Origin of the sequence: Arcobacter peruensis (genome assembly GCF_003711085.1) — a bacterium.
Classification (GTDB): domain Bacteria; phylum Campylobacterota; class Campylobacteria; order Campylobacterales; family Arcobacteraceae; genus Poseidonibacter; species Poseidonibacter parvus.
This window is the reverse complement of record NZ_CP032363.1, coordinates 176,675-199,932: the sequence shown is the minus strand read 5'-3', so window position 1 is coordinate 199,932 and position 23,258 is coordinate 176,675. Positions and strand designations below refer to the sequence as shown.

17 protein-coding genes are annotated in these 23,258 nt (G+C 25.9%); 13 read left to right on the top strand and 4 right to left on the bottom strand.

The window, feature by feature from the left end; translation table 11 throughout:
- Window positions 1-57 precede the first annotated feature (57 nt).
- The 13 genes from D3Z07_RS00990 (at window position 58) to D3Z07_RS00930 (ending at window position 15,753) form a co-directional block, all read left to right on the top strand.
- Window positions 58-2,391: an HD domain-containing phosphohydrolase gene (locus D3Z07_RS00990; RefSeq protein ID WP_122892846.1), complete on the top strand. Its 2,334-nt coding sequence runs from the start codon at window positions 58-60 to the stop codon at window positions 2,389-2,391.
- A gap of 4 nt (window positions 2,392-2,395) precedes the next feature.
- Window positions 2,396-4,555 carry a CHASE2 domain-containing protein gene (locus tag D3Z07_RS00985; protein WP_122892845.1) on the top strand — a complete coding sequence of 720 codons (2,160 nt, stop codon included), beginning with the start codon at window positions 2,396-2,398 and terminating at the stop codon, window positions 4,553-4,555.
- A gap of 12 nt (window positions 4,556-4,567) precedes the next feature.
- Window positions 4,568-6,181: an SPOR domain-containing protein gene (locus D3Z07_RS00980; RefSeq protein ID WP_122892844.1), complete on the top strand. Its 1,614-nt coding sequence runs from the start codon at window positions 4,568-4,570 to the stop codon at window positions 6,179-6,181.
- Window positions 6,182-6,193: 12 nt separating this feature from the next.
- Window positions 6,194-8,479: a FecR family protein gene (locus D3Z07_RS00975; RefSeq protein WP_122892843.1), complete on the top strand. Its 2,286-nt coding sequence runs from the start codon at window positions 6,194-6,196 to the stop codon at window positions 8,477-8,479.
- A gap of 268 nt (window positions 8,480-8,747) precedes the next feature.
- On the top strand, window positions 8,748-10,898 hold the full coding sequence (locus D3Z07_RS00970; RefSeq protein ID WP_122892842.1) for a hypothetical protein: 2,151 nt from the start codon (window positions 8,748-8,750) through the stop codon (window positions 10,896-10,898).
- 467 nt (window positions 10,899-11,365) lie between these two features.
- Complete coding sequence (locus tag D3Z07_RS00965) at window positions 11,366-11,692, top strand: hypothetical protein (RefSeq protein WP_122892841.1); 327 nt, start codon at window positions 11,366-11,368, stop codon at window positions 11,690-11,692.
- Window positions 11,692-11,976 carry a hypothetical protein gene (locus D3Z07_RS00960; RefSeq protein ID WP_122892840.1) on the top strand — a complete coding sequence of 95 codons (285 nt, stop codon included), beginning with the start codon at window positions 11,692-11,694 and terminating at the stop codon, window positions 11,974-11,976. The genes D3Z07_RS00965 and D3Z07_RS00960 overlap by 1 nt, the downstream gene beginning before the upstream one ends.
- Window positions 11,969-12,196, top strand: coding sequence for a hypothetical protein (locus D3Z07_RS00955; RefSeq protein WP_122892839.1), 228 nt, complete (start codon window positions 11,969-11,971; stop codon window positions 12,194-12,196). The genes D3Z07_RS00960 and D3Z07_RS00955 overlap by 8 nt, the downstream gene beginning before the upstream one ends.
- A gap of 313 nt (window positions 12,197-12,509) precedes the next feature.
- Window positions 12,510-13,130, top strand: a complete 621-nt coding sequence (locus D3Z07_RS00950; protein WP_122892838.1) for a hypothetical protein — start codon at window positions 12,510-12,512, stop codon at window positions 13,128-13,130.
- 51 nt (window positions 13,131-13,181) lie between these two features.
- Window positions 13,182-14,651, top strand: a complete 1,470-nt coding sequence (locus D3Z07_RS00945; protein ID WP_122892837.1) for a coiled-coil domain-containing protein — start codon at window positions 13,182-13,184, stop codon at window positions 14,649-14,651.
- A gap of 189 nt (window positions 14,652-14,840) precedes the next feature.
- Window positions 14,841-15,281 carry a hypothetical protein gene (locus D3Z07_RS00940; protein WP_122892836.1) on the top strand — a complete coding sequence of 147 codons (441 nt, stop codon included), beginning with the start codon at window positions 14,841-14,843 and terminating at the stop codon, window positions 15,279-15,281.
- On the top strand, window positions 15,278-15,457 hold the full coding sequence (locus D3Z07_RS00935) for a hypothetical protein (protein WP_122892835.1): 180 nt from the start codon (window positions 15,278-15,280) through the stop codon (window positions 15,455-15,457). The genes D3Z07_RS00940 and D3Z07_RS00935 overlap by 4 nt, the downstream gene beginning before the upstream one ends.
- The gene (locus D3Z07_RS00930) at window positions 15,457-15,753 is read left to right on the top strand and encodes a hypothetical protein (protein WP_122892834.1); all 297 of its coding nucleotides are present in this window, start codon (window positions 15,457-15,459) and stop codon (window positions 15,751-15,753) included. Before D3Z07_RS00935 ends, D3Z07_RS00930 begins: the two co-directional genes overlap by 1 nt.
- 16 nt (window positions 15,754-15,769) lie before the next feature.
- Here the strand turns inward: D3Z07_RS00930 and D3Z07_RS00925 are convergent, their stop codons facing one another.
- Genes D3Z07_RS00925 through D3Z07_RS00910 form a run of 4 tightly spaced genes read right to left on the bottom strand, consistent with a single transcriptional unit; the run spans window position 15,770 to window position 23,097 of the window.
- Window positions 15,770-16,957, bottom strand: coding sequence for a GIY-YIG nuclease family protein (locus D3Z07_RS00925; protein WP_122892833.1), 1,188 nt, complete (start codon window positions 16,955-16,957; stop codon window positions 15,770-15,772).
- Window positions 16,944-18,866 carry a DEAD/DEAH box helicase gene (locus D3Z07_RS00920; RefSeq protein WP_122892832.1) on the bottom strand — a complete coding sequence of 641 codons (1,923 nt, stop codon included), beginning with the start codon at window positions 18,864-18,866 and terminating at the stop codon, window positions 16,944-16,946. Before D3Z07_RS00920 ends, D3Z07_RS00925 begins: the two co-directional genes overlap by 14 nt.
- Before the next feature lie 3 nt (window positions 18,867-18,869).
- Window positions 18,870-20,441 (bottom strand): hypothetical protein, encoded by a 1,572-nt coding sequence (locus D3Z07_RS00915; protein WP_122892831.1) that lies wholly within the window; start codon window positions 20,439-20,441, stop codon window positions 18,870-18,872.
- Complete coding sequence (locus D3Z07_RS00910; protein WP_122892830.1) at window positions 20,431-23,097, bottom strand: class I SAM-dependent DNA methyltransferase; 2,667 nt, start codon at window positions 23,095-23,097, stop codon at window positions 20,431-20,433. The genes D3Z07_RS00915 and D3Z07_RS00910 overlap by 11 nt, the downstream gene beginning before the upstream one ends.
- Window positions 23,098-23,258: the final 161 nt, after the last annotated feature.

Here is a 23,258-nt window from a genome sequence, read left to right as displayed (position 1 = left end):
ATAATAAAAAAACAAACACTCTTTAGATATAATTATCCTTAATACAAAAGGATTTTAATGAATTTTATAAAAATACTTGGAGCTAGTGGAAGTAAAGCTAAAGGAATAGGAACAACTTCTTTCCAAATTTTCAAAGATATTATTGTAGATGCTGGAAATGTCATTAATACATTAGGAGAAGAAGCTAATCATATTAATCATATTTTTCTAACACATTCACATGCAGACCACATAAGTGACTTACCTTTTATTATTGAAAGTTATTTTGGAAAAAGAAAAACTCCTCTTACAATTTATGCCTTAAAAGAAACAATAGATGTTTTAAGAAATCATTCTTTTAATGATTTAGTTTGGCCTGATTTTACAAAAATTAATTTAGTTAATACCCAAACTCCTTCTTTAGTATTTAAAGAATTAAAAGTAAATGAAGAAATAGAAATAAATGATTATAAAATAAAAACTATTGAGGCTGTGCATATACCAGGTGCATGTGGATTTGTAATTACAAAGAATCATCAAGCATTTATTATAAGTGGAGATACCTATAAAAACCCTATAATATGGAATGAAATCAATAATAATCAAGAAATAAAATCATTAATTTTAGAGTGCTCATTTCCTGATAAATTAACTGAATTTGCAGAAAGAACTTCACACTTATCTCCTGAATTAATAAAAGAAGACCTAAAAAATCTAAAAAGAGATGATATTACAATTTTTTTATATCATTTGAAACCACTATATATAAAAGAAATAAAAAGAGATATTAATAAACATAAAATATTAAAATATGGAGGTAAGATATTAGTTGAAGGTGATGTAATTCATATTGACAAAGGAACTATTGAACATGATTTAATTAGTGAGGATATGTTTCATGAAATTATGAAAATTAATCTTGCTTTATCTTCTGAAACTAATAAAGATGTACTTTTAGAAAAAATACTAACACTTCTTAGAAAATTAACATCATCTGAAGCTGGAACCTTATATTTAAAATCAAAAGATGGTTCAACTCTTGACTTTAAAGTTGTTCAAAATGATAAATTAAATATTAATATAGGTGGAGCTAAAAATAATTTGAATTGGGATTCTCTACCATTTATCAAAGAAGATGGTTCTTTAAACAATGAGATGGTTGCAATTGTTTGTGCAAAAGAAAAAAGAATAATTAACATTAAAGATGTATATAAAACAACAAAATATATTTTTGAAGGAACAAAAGAGTTTGATAAATCAACTGGCTATAGATCAAAGTCTATGCTTGTTATTCCTCTAATTAATCATGAAAATGAAGTAATGGGTGTTTTACAACTTATTAACAAAGTTAATACTAATGAAATTATTGATTTTGATAAATCTGATGAAAAAGTAATAAAATCACTTGCCTCACAAGCTGCAATGTCTCTTACAAATAGTCAACTAATTCTTAGTTTAGAAGAGTTTTTAAATGCTTTTGTTTCAACAATTGCAAAAGCTATTGATGCAAAATCTCCTTATACAACAGATCATATTGGAAAAGTAGAAAAAATTGCTTTACTGCTTGCAAATGCAATAAATGATGATAAAACTATATATAAAGATGTTAAATATACTCAAAATGATTATAAACAAATAGGTTTAGCTGCTTGGATGCATGATATTGGAAAAATTTCTATGCCTGATCATATTATAGATAAAGCAACAAAATTGGAAAAGATATTTGATAGAATAGAATTAATAGAATCAAGATTTGAAGTAATAAAAAGAGATAAAGAAATTGATTATCTAAAAAATAAGATATCAAAACTTGAATTTGAAAAAGAAGTAAATCTATTAAATGAATATATGCATTTTCTAAAACAGACTAATAAGGGTGGAGAGTTTATGGATGATGAAAATATTCATAAGCTAAATGAAATTGCAAAGTTAACTTATTTAAAAGATGGAGAAAATACTCCATTAATAGAAGAAGATGAATATTATAATTTATCAATTAAAAAAGGTACTCTAACAAAAGAAGAAATTGATATTATTAGAAATCATGCACACTTATCACTTGAAATGATTTCAACTTTACCCTTCCCTAAAAAATATAAAGATGTATTAAATATAGCTTGTAACCATCATGAAAAATTAAATGGTAAAGGTTATCCAAGAGGATTAGAAGCTAGTCAAATTAAACTAGAAGATAGAATTATGATTTTTGCAGATGTTTTTGAAGCCTTAACTGCATCAGGACGGCCATATAAAGATGCTATGAAATTAACTCAAGTTTACGATATTTTAAATAAACTTGGGAACAATGGCGAAATAGATAAAAATCTTACAGAATTCTTTTTTAATCATAAAATACTGCATGAATATGCAAATGAATCCTTATCATCAGAACAGATTGATATAAATAAGTAAATAGATGATTGCTAAAAACAGATTAAAAAAGAACCTAATATATATTTTAATATCGATAATTCTATCTTTTGTTATTAGCTCTATTTACATATTTTCTCCAACTCTACCTACATCAATTGATAATAGATTAAAAGATTATATGTTTAATATCAGAGGAGAAATAGCTCCTAAAACTGATAGCATTGTTATTATTGATATAGATGAGAAATCTTTACAAAAATTAGGACAATGGCCTTGGTCAAGAGATATATTATCAAGAATTCTTAAGAATTTAACACAAAATAATATTGCAATTATAGGACTTGATATAGTTTTTGCAGAAGAAGATAGAACCTCTCCACATAATATTTTTAAAAAATTAAATATAAAAGAAGAAGATATAGTAAATTATGATTTTGAATTTGCTCAAACAATTGCATCAACACCTACTATTTTGGGATATCAGTTTGAATTTGAGGACAAAAAACATATAAATAAAGAAGCACCTTCAATTCAAACTATATTTATAGAAAAAAATAAAAAGTTAGGTAATAATTATTTACTTCAAGCAAAAGGAACTATATTAAATATACCAATAATTCAAGATAGTTCATATTCAAGTGGATTTTTTAATAATATACCTGATAATGCTGGAGTTATTAGAAGTGTACCTTTAATTATTTCTTATAATGAAGAAATATATCCTTCACTTGCATTGGAAACTCTTAGGATTGCATTAGGTATTAACAAAATCTATATTAATTATGATGAAAATGGAGTAAAAGATTTACAATTAGATGACTATATAATTCCAACAGATAGGCATGGTAGATTACTTATTAATTTTAGAGGAAAAGAGAAAACTTTTAAATATATCTCTGCTTTAGACATATATAACAATGACTTCAAAAAAGAAGATATAGAAAATAAGATTGCATTAATCGGTACTTCAGCTGCTGCACTAATGGATTTAAGAGCCACTCCTTTTGAATCAATCTTTCCAGGAGTGGAAGTTCATGCAAATGCAATTGATAATATTATTGCAAAAGATTTCTTATATGAATCATCATGGATTGATGGTGCAAATATTTTTATAATATTTATTCTAGTTTTACTTGTTGTTTTTTTAACAAAAAAAATACATTTAATTTTTATTCCTTTATTAACAACTAGTTTATTATTTTTAACTAGTTATTCAATTTACTTTATACTTTTTAATTATGGATTAGTATTAAATATCTTTTTCCCACTTATCTCTATTATTCTTGCAACAATCATTACAATAATGTTGCAATATTTTTATGAAATAAAAAAGAAAGATGAAATAAAAAATAAATTTGCATCAAAAGTTTCAAAAGATGTAATGGAACAATTATTAAAAAATGTAGATAATAACCAACTACAGGCACAAAATAAAGAAATTACAGTTTTCTTTAGTGATATAAGAGGTTTTACAAAAATTTCTGAAGATATAAAACAACCTGATTTATTGGTAAAATATATCAATCAATATATGACCCCAATGAGTGAAATTATCACAAAAAACAAAGGAACTATTGATAAGTATATTGGAGATGCAATTATGGCATATTGGAATGCTCCTTTTGATATTGAAGACCATGAAGATAAAGCTGTACAAAGTGCACTTGAACAATTAGAGAAATTAAAGGAACTAAATGTTCAGCTAAAACAACAAAATCAACCTTTGATTGATATAGGAATCGGAATAACAACAGGTATTGCAACCGTTGGTGAAATTGGTAGTATTGGACGAAGTGATTATACTGTTATTGGAGATACTATTAATATTGGGTCAAGAGTAGAATCATTATGTAAATTTTATGGTGTAAAATTAATCATTACAAACTTTACAAAAGATAGTCTAAAAGAGAATTATCTATTTAAATACCTAGATTATGTTCAATTAAAAGGGAAAGAAGAAGCTATTGAGTTATGGGAAGTAATACATAAAGGGCACTTAAGTAAAGACCTAGAAAAAGAATTAGAACTTTATAATCAAGCAATAATACTATATAAAAAAGAAAAATTAGAAGAAGCAAAAAAACTATTTACACAACTAAATGAAATCAATTCGTCAAATATAAATAATCTTTATATCCAAAGATGTACAGATTTTTTAAATAATAAAAACTTTAAAAAGGTTTATAAACATGAAAATAAATAATAGGAATGTAATATGAAATTATTCTTAATAATATTATTATTGCCAATTACAACCATTTGGGCAAATACTTACACTTTGCATATAGCATCAACTAAATATAAAGACGTTGCAAAATCATATATAGAAGAAGTTAACGATTTATTAAAAATAGAACACTTAGTAGTAGGAATACATAAAAACAAACATTATTCTTTAATAGTAAATCAAATAAAAGATAGAAATGAAGCAATTAAACTACAAGAGAAATTAAAAAATACATTATATAAAGATACTTATATAAAAAAAGACACAGCAGATTTAAAGTATCAAATAATTTACTATACAAAAATGACAAAAAATAGCGGTGTTGTAATTAAAGAAGATGAAAAAGATTTTCTACTAGATGTAGAATCGTCAAATGAATATATTACCGCATCAACTATGTATAATATTGGAAATTATAAAAGATCATATGAGCTATTTAATAACTTATTTTATAAGCACAACTACAATGTAAATATAAATTACTTTTTAGCTCAAAGTGCCATTAAAATTGGTAAGTTTGATAAAGCATCAATTGCATTAGAAAGAGTTCTAATAGAAAATCCAAAATTTAATAAAGCTCGATATGATTATGCAAGATTATTAACAAAACTAAAACTAAACGAAGAAGCAAAAAAAGAGTTTAATATACTTCTAAAAGAAAATATTACAGATAAAACAAAAAAAGATGTAGAAAAATATTTAAGATTTTTAAATAAAAAGAAAAAATACACTTCAAATTCTGCAACTATTATTGTAGGAATGGGTCATAATACAAATATAAAAAATAGTATCTTAGTTGAAGATTATAAAATTGATGGTTTAGATTTAGGAGAGGATCCTATTAAGGATAATTTTCACAATGAAATACTATCACTAAGTTTTAATAAGATTTTAGAAGAAAATAAAGCTGTAAAAATTACAAACAACTTTCTTGCTTATAATAAAAGTTTTTTTAATGAAAAGAATGAGAATACTTCAGTTATTGCATATAAACCAAATATATCATATATACATAATCAAAATCTTTACAGTTTAGATTTAAATGCAACAAGAGTAATCAAAAAAGAAAACAAAGATATAAATGTATTCTCCATTTCACCTTCTATTACTAATAATAAATTTAAAACTTCAATAGAGTATCAAAAACTTCTTTACGCATATGAATATAATGATGATGGAGATAATAATAAAGACAATAACTTTGAAAAATTCTCATTTTACTTTAAATACAAACTATCAAATAACTTAAATATTTCTACAAATGTTTCAAAAATAACTAGACTAAGAAAAGAAAGACTAGATATAGATAAAATCACTAAAAGCTTATCTGTATATTATAATTATGATTTTTTTCAAAAAAATATGATATACTTAGGATACAAATTTGAAAAAAATAATTTTAAATACTTAAGTGGATTTCCATTTAATAACAAAAGAAAAGATACAAGCCATAATATAATGTTTAATTACCTGTATTCAATAAATGACAATGATAGAATTAACTTATTAGCATCTTATACTAATAATAGTTCTAATCAAGATTCTTCTGAATATGATCAAACTGAAGTAACTATAAATTATATTAAAAAGATCCATTGGTAAAAAAGGAATAAAATGAAATCTTTATTTATACTAATAATATTTGCAAATTTACTATTTGCAAACGTTGGAAAAATAGTTGCACTAAAAGGTGAAGCTAATATAACAAGAGAGAATAGAACTTTTCAAGTTAAAAGAGATACTCTATTAAAAGAAAAAGATATTCTTATTACAAAAAACAACTCTAAAGTACAAATTCTATTTAAAGATGAAACAATCATCTCTATTGGTAAAAACTCTACATTTAAAATCAATGACTATTTATTTGAGAATAAAGACAATGTTAAAGCAGAGTTCTCAATGATAAAAGGTGTATTTAGAACTATTACAGGAAGAATTGGAAAAATAGCACCACAAAACTTCAAACTAAAAACTAAAAGTGCATCAATTGGTATTAGAGGTACTCAAATTATTACTGATATTACTGATGGAAAAGAAAGAATTTTTTGTACCGAAGGACAAATTGAAGTAACACAAAATCTTACAAATCTTAAAATCATTGTTAATCAAGGTGAATTTATTGCAATGCATGAAAATAATGGTGCTGAATTACTGAAAAATAAAACAAAAACAAAAGATTTAAAAGAAGTAAATAAAAATGTTTCTATTAGTGAAAATAAAGCTGTTGATACAGTAAGCATAATAGAAGAAGTTTCTTCTCCTGAAATAGAAGAGACTACTTCAAATATTAATTCTACACCTGATGTTGTAGAAGAAGTAAATGAAGTAGAAAAAAGTGAAAAAGTATCAGAACAACTTTCTGAACAAGAAGAGGCAGAAGCTGAAGCTCAAAGAATTGCTGGCGAATTAGCTGCTGCTGAAGAAGAAAGATTAGCACAAGAAGCTGCCGCTGCTGCTGAAGCTAAAAGAATTGCTGCTGAATTAGCTGCTGCCGAAGCTCAAAGAATTGCGGACGAATTAGCTGCTAAATTAGCTGCTGATGAAGAAGAAAGATTAGCACAAGAGGCTGCCGCTGCTGCTGAAGCTAAAAGAATTGCGGATGAATTAGCTGCTGCTGAAGCTCAAAGAATTGCGGATGAATTAGCTGCTGCTGAAGAGCAAAGATTAGCACAAGAAGCTGCCGCTGCTGCTGAAGCTAAAAGAATTGCTGATGAATTAGCTGCTGCTGAAGCTCAAAGAATTGCTGATGAATTAGCTGCTGCTGAAGAAGAAAGACTAGCACAAGAAGCTGCCGCTGCTGCTGAAACTAAAAGAATTGCTGATGAATTAGCTGCTGCTGAAGAGCAAAGATTAGCTGACGAGTTAGCTGCTGCTGAAGAGCAAAGATTAGCACAAGAAGCTGCCGCTGCTGCTGAAGCTAAAAGAATTGCTGATGAATTAGCTGCTGCTGAAGAGCAAAGATTAGCTGACGAGTTAGCTGCTGCTGAGGCTCAAAGATTAGCAGATGAACTTGCTGCGGCAGAACTAGCAGAAAGTTTAAAAGAATTAACACCATCATCTTACTTTGAAAACAATAATTCAAAAGCAACATATATAGGAAATTTTAATGCTAGTCCTTTTGATGATAAAAGACAATATATAGAATATGATGATGATAAAACTGAATATGCAATTCCAGAAGAAACAACGATATCAATGGACATAGATTTTGGAAAATCTAAGGACCAAGTATCAAATGGAAAGATATCAGTAGAAGGTCAAGATGATTTAGAATTTGATGGTAAAATTAAAAGTGACAACAGCATTCAACTTAAAGCTGCTAATAATACTACAGGAGGTGGAGGTGATGCTTATCTTTATGGAAGTAATGGTGAGATTCTTAAAGGTGATATAAAATTAAAAAATGATGATTTAAAACTTGAAGGTGATTTTGAAGCAAATAAAAGTGACTTTATTGATTTAACACAAAGTAATGATTTAGAAGAATTAACAAACCTAGATTATTTTATAGACAATTCATCTTATGCAACATACAAAGGGGATTTTAATTCTTCAGAATATGACGCTTCAGAACAATATAAAGAAGTTTTAGGTGTTAAATATGAAATACCTGAAGAAACAACAATAAGTATGGGAATTGATTTTGGAGCAGACTCTAATCAAATATCAAATGGGTTAATAACACAAGATAATCCTTTTACAACAGATTTTACTTTTGATGGTTCAATTAATGATGATAAAAGTTTTACTTTAACTGGATCTGGCGATACAGAAGGAACAGGTTCTGGTAACTTTTATGGAAATGAAGCTGATGTAATTAAAGGTCAAGTAGATATGCAAGATAAGTATAGTCAATTTGGAACTTCAATAAAAGGAAATTTTGAGGCAGATAAAGAATAAGTAAGCTCTTATTCTTTACGCCTTTATACAATTATTAACTAAAGTAATATTTATCAATTACTAATCATATTTTAGATACACTTCCCTAAAATATAGGACGAGCTAAAACTACTATGGCACTAATAGACTTACAAAACAAGTCTATACTTTAGAGCTATACTCCCCAATAAATAGTATTTTTAATAGTTTTAAAAAAATACTTAAAGTTTATTATTATATTGAACTGAGTCATATATGATACTAATTGTTTTCATAACAAAGGAAAGTTATGAAAACCCTACTCTCAAAAAATACTTATTGTTATGAGTTTAAAGGTCATTATTATTTTAGAAAAAGATTGCCACAAGATATTCTAAAAAACTCAACTAAAAATACACTTTTTAGAAAATCACTTGCCAAGGTTTGTAAAGACTATGATTCAATTAAAAACAATGTTGATATAATTATAAAACTTACAAAATATTTAAATGAACAATTAACCATTTACATAAAAATAAAAGGTTTAATTACAATTGAGGAAATTACATTGTATATACAACAATTATGCAACGAATATGTAGAACAAGCAATTATTGAATACTCACGATTAGAAGATTTACGAAATGAATCTTTAGAGATTATTGAAGGAAATAAGATTATAGGAGGGCATACAATTAATGCTATTGCTAGAGAATGGCATGCTGTTAACCAAATAACTAAAACTCTGTCAAATGAAAATGTCCTTATAGAAAAAGCAAAACAAATAATAGGAAGGTCTAATATTACGAAAGAGCAGCTTCTTGAAATTCCTCCAGATCAAATAAAAAACTTTTATATTATTTTAATTAAAAGTGAAAAACAAGTTTTAGAAAATGATTTAAGAATCTATATTTCGAGTAATTTACATGAATTTCACAATCTGTTAGAGGATAATAACTATAATTTGTCTCAAGAACAAAAAGTTGAACAAATCACATATAAAGTACTTAACTTAATACAAGAATACCCAAATGAAAAAGACTACATTGCTCTTATAAAAAATCAATCCCAAGATATTCATATTAATACAAATGATATAGTCCAAAATATGGAAACCATAACCCAAGTACTAGTAGAACAATCAGAAAATACAAAAAATTCAACTCAATCGAACACAAAATATAATGAAAACCTATTTGAACTTATCGAAATATCTCTTGAAAAATTTTTTAAAAGTAAAAATAAGTACAATTCGAAAAATAGAAAAGACTTGAATTATTTAATGAGGTTTTTTAAAGATTTTCTTATCAAGAACAATTTTACTTATTCTAATATTTCTACTTTTTCAAATGATGATATGGAAAACTTTAGAAACTTATATTGTAACTTACCGATCGGAAATAAAAAATATGGAAAAGATATCGAGTTATACAATTTATATAAATTAAATGAAATTCGTATTGAAAAATCAATAAACAGACGAAGAGTTTCATCAATTGATGCTGCAGTTAGAGAGTTTAAAAGTTATTGGGATTATATTTCAAAACACAAACTTATTGGTAATATAAAACCCTATACAATAGATTTTTTTAATGCAAAAGAAACTTTATTATTCTTAAAGGAACGAGATGGAGAAGAAGATAAAGACTTAGCTTCTTTTACAAGTGATGAATTAAATATTTTTATTAAAGATAACTACTCAAATGATAGATTAAAAGTAATACTTCGTGATAGTCCACAAAACTTCTATATATTTATTATAGGTCTTTTATGTGGGTGTCGAATGGATGAAATGATGTCACTTAGATTTAAAGAGAATTTAAGAGCTTATGAAAAAGAAGATAAGAGGTATCTATACTTTTTTCTAAATGAGAAGCATCCCCAATTATCATTAAAAAATAGAAATGCACATAGGAATATAATTATTCCAGATATTCTAATTGAATTAGGTTTTCTCAATTATATTAATAAACGATTTAAATTAGAAAGAGAAACCATTTTTAATTACAAGTATAATGAACAGTCAAAAGCAAGTGGTTCTACAATTATGTATTTTAGTAGAAAAATAAAAGAATGTATTCCAAAAAGAAAAACTAATAATATTGTTCAATTTAGATCATTAAGAAAAAACTTTTCAGAAAAACTTTTTTCAAATGTTTATGGAGAATATGATACATTATTAAACAAAAAAAGATTAATAGGACATGAAGAAGGAACATCAACTCAAGGATATGTAGGAAGAATAGACCCCTCAATTGCAAGCTTTATTATTAATAGTATTAACTGGAGCGAATTAAACTTCCATGATTTAAAAGATACAGTTAATGAATACTATCAAAATATAAATGAAGAGATATTATATGATATCAAATGGTTAGAAGATTCCAAAGAAGACTGGAAAGAAGAAACAAAATATCGAATTAAGAAAATTCAATTAAATATAAAGAAAAGTGATTCTTGATCACAATAAAATATTTACTAAAAATCTCAAAAACTTTGCACATATAAATATAAATATTTATATGTGCAGGAACTAGCATAAACAATATTAAAACAACCTTAAGCATTTTCAAAGGAATATTACATTATAATTTCATTGTCGTTAAAATATTTATGGAACTAAAAATTAAAATTGAGAACCTTTAAGTAGGTTAGAACTAAAAGCATAATAGAGGAAATATTAAAATGAAAACTTTCAAAAAAAATCTTACACAAACAAATCACAAGCAACTGAAAATATTACACCGTAGATAAAAAGTTTATTTACGATATTAAAATTTAATTTGAGTATATGATACTACTATAATATATATGTATGTATGTACTCACTAGTTCTAAAATTAATTTAATATAAGCTTTTGATACACATAAAACTATGTGGAATCTTTACAAGTTGAATAAAATCAACTTTTCAAATAAGGATTTTAAATGGGTGCTTACGAAAAAATTAAATGTGACCAAACAACAAACAAAGCATTAAATATGTTAGCTAAGTTTGTTAATGAAGAAAAAAACTTTTACAACTTATCTAGAGAAGAACTTAAGTTAATGGATAAAGGTTTTAAAGCTTTTGAAAAAGCTACAAATATTGATTATCAAGGCTATAGAAAAGAACCATTAAGAGATAGAGTTATGGTTTCTATTATTAACCTTAGTAATAATGGCTTTCAAGAATCTATTGGAGCTACATTAGAAAAAAGAAAAAAGTTTATCTCACACATGCAATATGTAATTGATACTTATAAGGTATCATAATGAATATGCTTATGAATAGACCTTATATAGGTATGGCAAAAGAAAGAAAGTATAAATGTTGTATTTGTAATACAAAGCATTATAACTATGGACATAATCCTTTTCCAATTTCAAACATTGGACTAAAAGAAAGATGTTGTGATAAATGCAATGAACTATATGTAATAAGTTCAAGATATGCAATTATTGATAATAAGATAACTTTGTCTACTTTTGGGTCAGCTTGGAAAGCAAAAGATTTCATAAAAAAATATGATATATATAAAGGAGACTGTTATGTGTAGAGTAAATATTAAAGTAGTAATGATAGAAGAGCTATTAAATGCAATATACAATGGAAATTTTGAAAAGCTAGATAGTAATTGGAAATATAAAAAATACTTGGCAAATCTAACTAAAAAAGATTTAGAAAATTATCTTGGTGGATATAAGCTTTATGGTACAAAAAAAGAGATGCTATCACAAATGTGTGAAGTATGTAATGGTGTAGATATAAATAACTAGAACTAAGACTATATATTTGAAGAGAGGAAAATTAACTTTCCTCTCTTTATTTTAATATAAATTTCTCGTTTCAAATACAAGCTATTAATAAGCACAAGAAATTGTGCACAAAAATTTAAATAATTGTTTCACAATAATTCAAATTAGTGTAATAATAAGATACATCAATGTTTACATATATATTCTTTTATTTTCTTATTACTTATAATAGTTATATATAACTATTTAATTTAATTAAAATATATTAATAATAAATTATTTTATATAGCGATAATTTGAAACAAGAAATAACTAGTAAATAAAAGGAAAAAACATGAGTACTAATACTGACTTTATGAGGGTTTTTAATAAAATAGCAAGCGAATATGATTATATAATGTATAAAGAACTATCTAAAAGTGCAAAAATAAATATAAAAAATCAGTTTAAAAATGATGAATCTAAAAGTTTAAATTGGAAGTTGATTGCAAGTTATATTAAACATAGGAGTGAATCATTAAATAGAGACTTAACTCCAAAGTTTATAAAAAAGATTAAGTCTAAATTTGAAGCTTGGAATTTTATGGAAGATGAATACTTCTGGTTGGAAGATGAAATTGATAAAATGATTGACGATATAATAAATTGGTGTAAGGATAACTATAGTACACCAGATTTAGTTAGAAAAGCAAATAGTAAATATGCTAAAGAGTATGATGAAAAATACAGAAAACCTTTTAGAATGACTAGAGCTGAAGCTAATAAAAAAATGAAAGCTGCTATAAGAAAAAAGAGTAAAGGTAAAGTTCTAGAAGCTGTAAATAATCTAAAATCTAGAAACATAAAAGTAACTATTGAAAATATACATATAAATATGTCTACAGAAGAGAAATCTTTGAGTAAAGCTAGAATTGGAGTTTATATAAAAGAGCTAAGAGAAGAGAATAAAGTTTAATCTCTTATTTTAACTAGTTAAAATCATATAGTATCTATTAAAAGGTGCTATATGAGAAACTTCGTAAGTGTTAATACACTCTATTATAAAACAAACAGATCTGAGAATAATAATTATATAAATACTATAAATAACCATAATTCAAGAATCAGTGATGTAGATTATTTACTAGATGAAAAAGATAGAAAATATGAAAATCAAGAAATTGTTTATGATAATCCAGCTACTGTTCCAGAGGATAGTGATTCCATTCCCTGTTCATGCGGTTCATATATGGAAAACTATCTAAATTATCTAACTATGAAAAAACATAAACATAGTAATAAAACTTTAACTCAGGCTTTTAATAAATCACTGAAGAGAAAACATCAAATATTAAAAGCAAAAAATCCAAATTATAGACCAAGTAAAAAAGACATTGAACTTGTTGAGATGTCAATTGGATTGAGTGAAGAGATGGCTTTATACTATCTAGACAATAATATTGACTTAATGAAAGGTTTCGATAAGTTCGCACAGCTTTTAAGGTCACATGAGAAGTATTCTTATGAACCCTTAGCCATTAATCTACATAAAGATGAAGGAAAATATATAAAAGACAAAGCTCATTATAATATTCACGGTCATTTAGTACTGCATAACTTTTCATTTTCTAAACAAAAAAGCATACTTAGAACTATGAAAAAAAAAGACTGGGAGAATATTCAAGACTTAGCTCAAGAAGCTTTTCAAAGTGTAGCTTTAGATTTTAGAAGAGGTATTAGTAAAAAAATTACTCATAAGCAGCACTTGAAAAGAAACGATTATATATTACAACAACAAGAGATTGAACTTAATGAAACTTTAGAAGAGTTATCAGCTTATAAAAATGAATTAAAACAAGTATATACAACTTTAAATGAAGAGAAAAATTCTCTAAAGGAACTTAGAAAAGAGATTCATAGAGATAGCAATTTATATAAGGTCTTATCTACAAATATTAAAAATCTTACTCAAAGAGAAAAGCAATTTAGACAAGAACACAAAAATTTAAGTAAATCTTTGAAATCAAAAAAAGATGAACTTCAAAAAGTAGAACTTAATGTAGAAAACTCAAATGAATATTTAGTTGATTTAAAAAAAGATATGAAACATTTTTTAAAAGATAGTACATACAAAAATAAGGCTAATAAGTATGAAATTAGGGACATTAATGAGTTTTACCATAGTTTAGTCGAAACTTTTAATTTCGCCTCAAATATGGATTTAAAACTGCAAGAGTTAGAAGTCATTAAAAGTGCAAATGCAATATTAAGAGATAAAATTGAAAAACTTGAAACTTCTAATACTAATCTGAATATAAAACTTGAACAGATAGAAATATTTCAAGAAAAAATCAATGAACTAATTGAATATAAAAACAGTCTTGAAGATGAGAACTATACTCTTAAAAAATTCATTGATGAACAGGAACTGGAAGAAGAGTACAATAGTTTTTTAAACTCAATTGATAAAACAACTGAAAAAGATTTTAATAGGTAAATATCTATTGCTAAGGCTCACGAAAGCACTAGTAGTGCAAGTGAGTTTAAGGAGTAAACTCCTTAAAAATCCTAAAAGCAATAACGATATTTATAAAACTTTGATATGTAGTTGTTTTTTTAAAATAGCAACCTAAAATATATACTATAGAAGACAATGAATCTTCGAGTATATATTAAAAGGAAAAATATGAGTGAAAAGAAAGTAATAGAAATTACTGAAATTGATGAGAAAGAATTTAGTTCTTCTTCTAAGAATATGACTTTATTAAAAGTTAATAAAGATTGGTTAGAGAATACTCTAAAAGAGAATCACATAGAAACTGTATTAAAACATTTAGCTAATAAAATCTTCAAATATGAGAATTATTATGAAAAGCAGAAAATAGTTGCATTAATTAATCTTGCAAAAGATATAAAAAAACATGTAGATGAACACACACAATTTAAAATAAATTTAGTTGTTAGAAATCTAAATGCATATAAATCAAATGAAAAAGATTGCGAGATTAAAATTTATGCTAAAAATAGAATAAATGTCATTCATACTCTTATAAATATAGCTTTTAATGGTGCTTTAAATAATATCCTTAAAAATATGTATAAAGTGTCTACAAAGGCTTTAAAATGATGTTATTGATACTAAATGTAATAAAAGACTTTGATATTGATGAAGATATAAAAAAAGATCTAATCATGTGCATTTTAGATGAAATAGATAAAGAGCAAGAAATCTATGTTGCATATATTAGAGCATTATTTAAAAAGTTTGATGAACAAAAGAGAAATGATGAATTTGGAAGATAATGACACCTACTAAAAGATTAGTTCAGGAGAGTTTTGAGTTCTTAAGACTTGTTAATAGTAATGAATACAGAGAAATACAAAATAAGTTTGATTCTTTGTATTCTGAGATTAAGAAAGATCAAAATATGTTATTGATGGTTCAAAAAGAATTAAAAGAAACTCAAAAGTTCAGGATAAAACCTGTATCAGAAATAAATATTGACAATATTCAATTTCCTACTCTAATACTTCCTGTTGTTGATGATATTAAACTAACAGGATACAATCCATCATCATTAAGCTTTTTAAACATTTAGAATATAATAAAACTTATTATCCTGAAACTATTTCATTTTTAAATTCATCATATTTATAATGAATAATATCTCCACTTATTATCAGACCTATTGACTGTTCAATAATTTCTAAAGGAGCAATAAACCACTCTTTTGGTTTATGGCTAATACCTTTTTCATCATATATTTTTATATCTAAGCAATTATTTCCAAAAAACCTGTGAACTAATCCTTCTAGTTTATTAGGATTCATATTAAAACATTTATATACTGCTACAATTGATACTTCTGCCATTAAATAAGTAGGTTCTTTTATAGCATTTTTAATTCTTTCCTCAACCTCAAGTCTCGAAAAACCAATTTTATAAAGATTCTTTTTTGATTTAATTTCAGAGTTCTCACTTAAAGATTTTAAAATATAAATGTAACCTGTTTCCTTATCATCATCAGTAATAGAAGATAGTCTATCTAAAATTTTTTCATCCAGTTCAGTGATCATTCTTCCATCTTTATATAATGCCGCTGATAATGAACGAAGTAATAAATCTGATTCTGTTCCATTCTCAAAAACTACTCGTAATCTAGTGTTTTTATTTCTACTTTTATTTACAGTAAATTCATCACCTACACTTGCAACATAACCCATAACCCCACTCATTACGAAAAAGAAACCAACTTCTATATCTCTTTCACTTCTAAAGGGATGAAGTTTCCTTCTATCTTCATTTATTTCTATATGTGTTTGAATAAACAACTTTTCAAAACTTGAAAAGTCTTTACATGGTTTTCTTTTAGCTACATACTCAGGTGCATTTTCTATTTTTTTTGGTGTATGATTAAATGAAAAAATATCATTATTTTCATTTTCTAAAATACCTAGAGAATCGTTGGTGAAAATATCTTCAATAGAAGTTATTTCTTTTACTTCTTTAACTGACTCCTCAACTTCTCCTAATAAATTGAATTTATCAAAGTCTTTTAAAGAAATTGCCTTTTCATAATTATTTCTAAAACCTTCGAGTCTTTTTAACAATTTTCTTTCTTTTATATCCCTTGGGTTTTCCGGTTCTTTCTGATTTTTCTCATAGAAATCATTTATTTCTTCAAAAGAAGATATCAATCTTTCATCTTCTGTTCTTGTTTTTGATCTAGTTTTAACTTCTAAAAGACCAAAAGGATCATTGTTGAATATTTCTAATAACTTTTCTTCGTTATTTTTCTCCATTATCCCTTTTCCTTTTTAAATCTCTTAAAAATATTACAGCCTCTGCCATTCTTTTTTCAATTGGATCAGTTGAAGTAATATTAGGTTCTCTAGAGTTCTTCTCTATAAATAAATTTATTTTATCCCAAAGTAAAATTGCTTCTTCTTTTGTCATCTCAATTCTTGTCATTTCTATTGTCTCTTGAATAACTTTTAAAACCTGAGAAGTTACCGATTTTGATAATATCTCAAATGCTTTCTGAAATGGGTTTACTTGATCAATTAAATCAATATTTAAGTCATCTATATTAACAAATTTAGCTGCCATTCTAATGAATTTTTTGTCTCCAACCTCTTTTACTTCACCATTTTTAATTACACTATCAACTACAACATATTGCCTTAATTCTTCAATCTCATTATCATTTAAATCAGGATATTTAACCTTTATAATTTTTGGAATTAAAACTTTGTTAATAACCTCAGGTTCAACATTCCCAGGCATTGCTCTTAACATTTGATTATCTTGTAATATAGTTGCTTTTAAATCATTTAAATCTGATTCTACTATGTTTTGTACTTTTAAACTTGCTTCTTTAAATCCTTTTATTTTCAATTCACCAGGAGCAGGCTTATCAAACTCATCCAGTTTAGATTTGAACTTAAAGTTAGGTGCTAACACTTGTTCCATTAAAAGGGATGCAGTAATTGCTTTTAACATATTATTAACTGAAAGTTTAACTAAATCATCTTCAGCATCAGGTTCTGCAATTAAGTTTGTAAATTGTGCATGTGTTTTATTATCACTATCTCTTGTAGCTCTTCCAATAATCTGAATGATCTCAGTTAATGAACTTCTATAACCTACAGTAAGTGCATGCTCACAGAATGGCCAATCAAAACCTTCTTTTGCCATTCCTAATGCAATGATTAAATCCATATCATCCACAGAATTAATATCTCTTAAATAATTAACTACTTTTTCTCTTACTCTTGGTTCATCATTTACCAAATCTGCTACTTTTATTCTTTTCCCATCATTATGTCGTTTCATTATAATAATACCATCAGATGTTACACTTTCAACTTCTCCAATTAAATCTAAGATAGTATCAACTTCATTATGTTTATCCTTAGTTGATTCCCCAGAGTTTACATTAGGAATATGAAGGATAGTTTTTTTATTAGTATCTAAAATATCCATTATTGCATTTGTGTATTTTCCCTGATAAAAATGGTATCCTATTCCTAATGATTTCAAATGCTCATATCCATTTAACTGTTCATAGTAATTATAAGTTATTTTTGAGAATTTAATCTCATCTTCAGGCATTAAAACGGGTACACTATCTCCCCTAAAATAAGAACCTGTCATAGCAATTAAATGTGCTGATGAATTTTTCATAATAGATCTGATTAATTCACCTAAAATATTACTCTCATCAGATGAGACATGATGGAATTCATCAATAGCAAGTAAGGTATTGTTAAATTTAGAATCATCAATTTTATCAAAAGCAAATCTCAAAGTTGCATGTGTACAAATTAATATTGGCTCTGAAGTATCCATAAATCTCTTAAATGATTCCACTTTACTTTTATCACCACCAGGAGTACAAAGATTATATATAGGATTAGGTTCCCAATCTGCAAAAAAACCAAACTTTGATAAAGGAGTTGAGGAGAATGAACCTCCTATAGATCTTTCAGGAACAGCAACTATTACTTTTTTTATACCTTGATTAAAAAGCTTATCAAGTGCAATAAACATTAATGCTCTTGACTTCCCTGAAGCAGGAGGGGCTTTTAATAATAAATATTGTTTATTTCTCGCCTCAAATGCTTTTTCCTGCATTTCTCTCATACCATAGTGATTAGTTGATTTACTCTGTCCTGTCTGATGATAATCAACATTAATAATATTTGTCATCTTTTATCTCCTCGTATGTCTTTTTACAGAAACAATTATTTGCCAAATTAGAATTGAATACCATAGAGAAAAAGCTAAGCTTAAAAACTCTCTACCTGGAGTCAGTAATGATTTGAAATGAATTATTGATTTTGCAAAACTATTTAACAAATTATTTAATGAAATTATATAAGAAGGAATTTTATCTCCAAAATCAATACTCGTTATGTAAATAATAAAACAATAAAAAAAGACACTAAAAATTAAAATAATTATTGGTCTAATATAATTTTGGCCAAAATTAGATATTTTTTCATTCAACCAAAATATTAACTTTTCAGACTTATTACCTTCTTTATCTTTAAGTTCTTCTCTATACTTTTTCATTTCCAAGGAAAAATATTTATTTGCATCTAAGTAATTACCAGTAGTATCAAAAGAATGTTTAATACTTCTAAAAGTTTCTCTTGATGTATGTAAAGATTCTATTTCAGAATTTAAAAAATTTGGTTCCTCACTAAAATTAGCATGCTTTATATCTAAACCATTTTTAAAAGTAGTCGTTCTGAAATTAATTTTATTTAAAAAAGTTGCATACTTAAATTTTGAAATCAATTCCGTATCATCTAAATGTTTTTCATCGCCAAATTTACATTCTTCAAAACTTGTAAAATTATCAAATATACTTTTCTTAATAGAAAATTGAACAAAATCAGTGTCGTAAAAATCTGCAATGTGTTTGAAGTTAGTATTATCAATTTGAAAAATGTCTATTTTATTCTTTTTAAATTCAAACTTATCTTTAAAAATTGAACTTTCTATAACAACCGTCTTAATATAATAATTATTAAGAATAAACCTTCCCTCAATATTACAATTCTGTAATTTTAAAAGGTCGTAAGTTCCTTTATATGACTTATCATTAATAAAAAGAGCAGATTTTATATCTGTAAATTCAAAAACTAATTCCCTCCCAAAGTCACAATTACAAAATTGACTATTTGTTACTTGTAATCTTTCTTCTTCTATATTTCTACCTGAAGCACTGATACCTTCATGAAATTTACACATTTGATATATTACATTACTTTGATTAGGTAAAATGTCATAATTTTTAATATTCCAACTATCATGAAATTCACAATCTTGAAAAAAACATTTTACATTTTGTAAGTCTAATCCTGATATATAAAAATTACAATAATTGAAATGAATACTACCCAACAAACTTAAAATGTCTTCATAATTTTCTTCATCCCTATTTTTGATTGTTGGAAAAGAAATACAATTAAATACAACGATTGATTCTTTTAAAAGTTGCTTGAGATTTTCATTAGTATTAAACTCACTAATTTCCAAATACTCTTTAAAAATTGCTTCATCAATACCATTAATATTGTCTTTATTTTTATAAATACTTTTAACTATGTAATTAATTAATTCGTATTTAAACTCACTTCTCATTTCAAAAGTTCCGTGATAATCACTTAAAGTGCTTTCCTTTGAACAATGTAAAATACACTCATCAAAATTATTGTATCTATTTAAATCACATCCCTGATAAGAAACATTAGAACATAATCTTTTATCTTTCATTTGTAGTCATTTCCTCATATAATTTAAACAAATACTCTAATCTGTTCTCATCATTTATAAAAGGTTTATTTCTATAACATTTTTCAATTAATAAATCTAAATTATTATGTAAGTCTTTCAAAGTTTTCGGCATTGTATCTGGATCATATAGCTGGGACATTGTTTTTTCTGGATAGTTTTCTCTTTCATCTAAAATTTCAAAAACTAACTCTTCTATTTCTTCTTTTTTACTTTTTGTAATCTCAGGGAAAGGAAATCCATAATAACATAATGCTGAAGAATATCTGTAATCAGATTTTAATCTACCTGCAACGGCCCTAACCCATACCATATGCATTCGCGATGTAATTATTCCAAACAAGTAGTTATCAGGATTATAAATAACAAGGCATTGTGCATTTACTACAGTAATATCATCAACAAATCCAACAGGTATATATTCTCTTCTAATTGATGATACAGATGGAACTATAAGTGCATCTCTAGGTTCTGATTGTATCTGTATAAACTTATGCCCAATTTTTTCTTTTTCTCGTGTTGAAGGAGCTTTACTTTTACTCCTAAACATAGATACTTTTTCTATTCTTTCTTTTACTTCAGGTATAGAGTTTGCAATTCCCAAATTTTCATCTCTTATCCATAAACACCACCTATCAATTCCTTTAATAAACTCTTGAGAACCAATATATTTCTTGATAAAAAGTTTTGATTCAGGATAATTTTCTAATAAGTAATTTTTCTCATCTTCATCAAGTATTAAATTTCCATCATCAGTTGCATAGTTACCTTTCATCATAGGTAAAAAACTACTAATAGGAGAGCTTCTTCTTAAAATATAAGATGAATTATTTGCAGTTAAATAAGGATTAATATTATCAACATATTTAGTATATCCATCTTTAATTAACATTTTTTGTTTTTTTGAAATATTCCTAATACCAATGATGACTACAATAACTGCTGCCTTTGCTTTAGCATTATTTGACCAAGGGAAAGACTGTATGCCAAAAGAAATTTCTAAACTATTTAATATATAAGGCCATAATAAACCTACTTGTTCTCCTTGTGTAATGGAATTTGTAGATACAAAAGCAAATTCACAATTAAAATCTCTAGCATAATTAGCTGCTTTAAAGAACCAACATGAAATATAATCTAAATTTCTGTAACTTTTTAATTCAGATGAAAATACAATATCCATATCTTCTTTTTGAAACTTTTCTTGCATACTTGAACCTAAATAAGGAGGATTTCCTAATATATATATTTCATCACCTTCATTTTTAGGACAAACTTCTTCCCAATTTAACCTATTTGCATTTCCGTAAGTAATATTTCCACCATTTTGGAGAGGAAGAGAAGGAAGAGTTCTTCCAAATTCTTCATAAAACTTTATATTCATTTGATGTTCTGCTAACCAAAGAGAAAGAATAGCAACTTCATGTGCAAAATCATCAAATTCAATTCCAAAAAAACTTGTTAATTTTATTTCTGAAAAAGCAAAGGTTGCTTGTATTGGTTTAGATGTTTGTTTATTTAGTATATCTATTCTTTTCAATATCGTGATTTCTAATTCCCGCAGTTTTTTATATGCAATAATTAAAAAATTTCCACTACCACAGGCGGGATCAAAAAGCTTTATATTTGATATTCTTTTTAAAATATTTTGTAAAATAATTTTACTATCAAAACCTCGTTCAAATTCTTCATAAAGTTCATCTAAGAATAATGGTTCAATTATTTTCATAATATTAGGAACTGATGTATAATGCATCCCCATTGTTCCACGATGCTCTGTTTTTACAACTGCTTGAATCATAGAACCAAAAATATCAGGGTTAATTTCTGACCACCCTAATTCTCCAATTTCTATCATTACTTTTCTTGATTTAGCTGTAAATTCTGGTATTGGCAATCTATCTCTAAATAATCCACCATTAACATAAGGAAAATCTTTTAAATACTGAGGAGTATTATCCGGCCTAGATTTTAAATTAAATATATCAAACACTTTTTCTAGAAACTCATTTAAATCACTACCATCCTTAGTAGTATATGAGGATATTGAATTTGTAAATAAATTATCTTTATAAATCCCTGTATCTTCAGCAAAGTAACAAAATAAAAGTCTTGTTAGAAAAACATTTAATGAATGTAATTCTTCATCTGTTTCAAAATGATTATTTTCCAGTATTTCATCATAAAGTTTCCCCATTTTTTCTGCAGCTTTAATATCTGCTGGGTTTTCATCTTCAACTTGGTTTTTTTCCATTCCTGCCCATGGTAAAAAAAATGTATTATGATTAGGTAGATCAACTAACAATATGTCTAAATAATCATCCGTTTTTGTATCATAAGCTAATATTGTTTCATAATCTGTAACAACAATAAACCTTGGGTTATGCTTTAAAGTATATGGATCTTTTATTAGGTTATCAATTTCAACATGAATATCTATAGTTGGAACTTTAAAGAATAATTTTTTTCGAAGAATAAGTTCTCCATTTATATTAAGTTTATTATGTTCACTATCTTGCAATCTTTTAACTGTTGACTTTTTAATATCATAAGACATTAATAAGTCAAACACAAATGTTTCTTTATTGAAGTTTAGTATTATTTTTTCTAGATTATTCTCTATTTCTGATATAGTCATATTTATTTACCTTAATTATTAAAAATATATTTTATCTTTTTTCCACTTTTAATATTATATATATTCAAAAAAATTATAAAAAAATTATAAAATTACTTATTTTACAATAGATTATTCTCACAAATAGAAAAAAAATCTCTTACCTTAAATTATGTGATTTT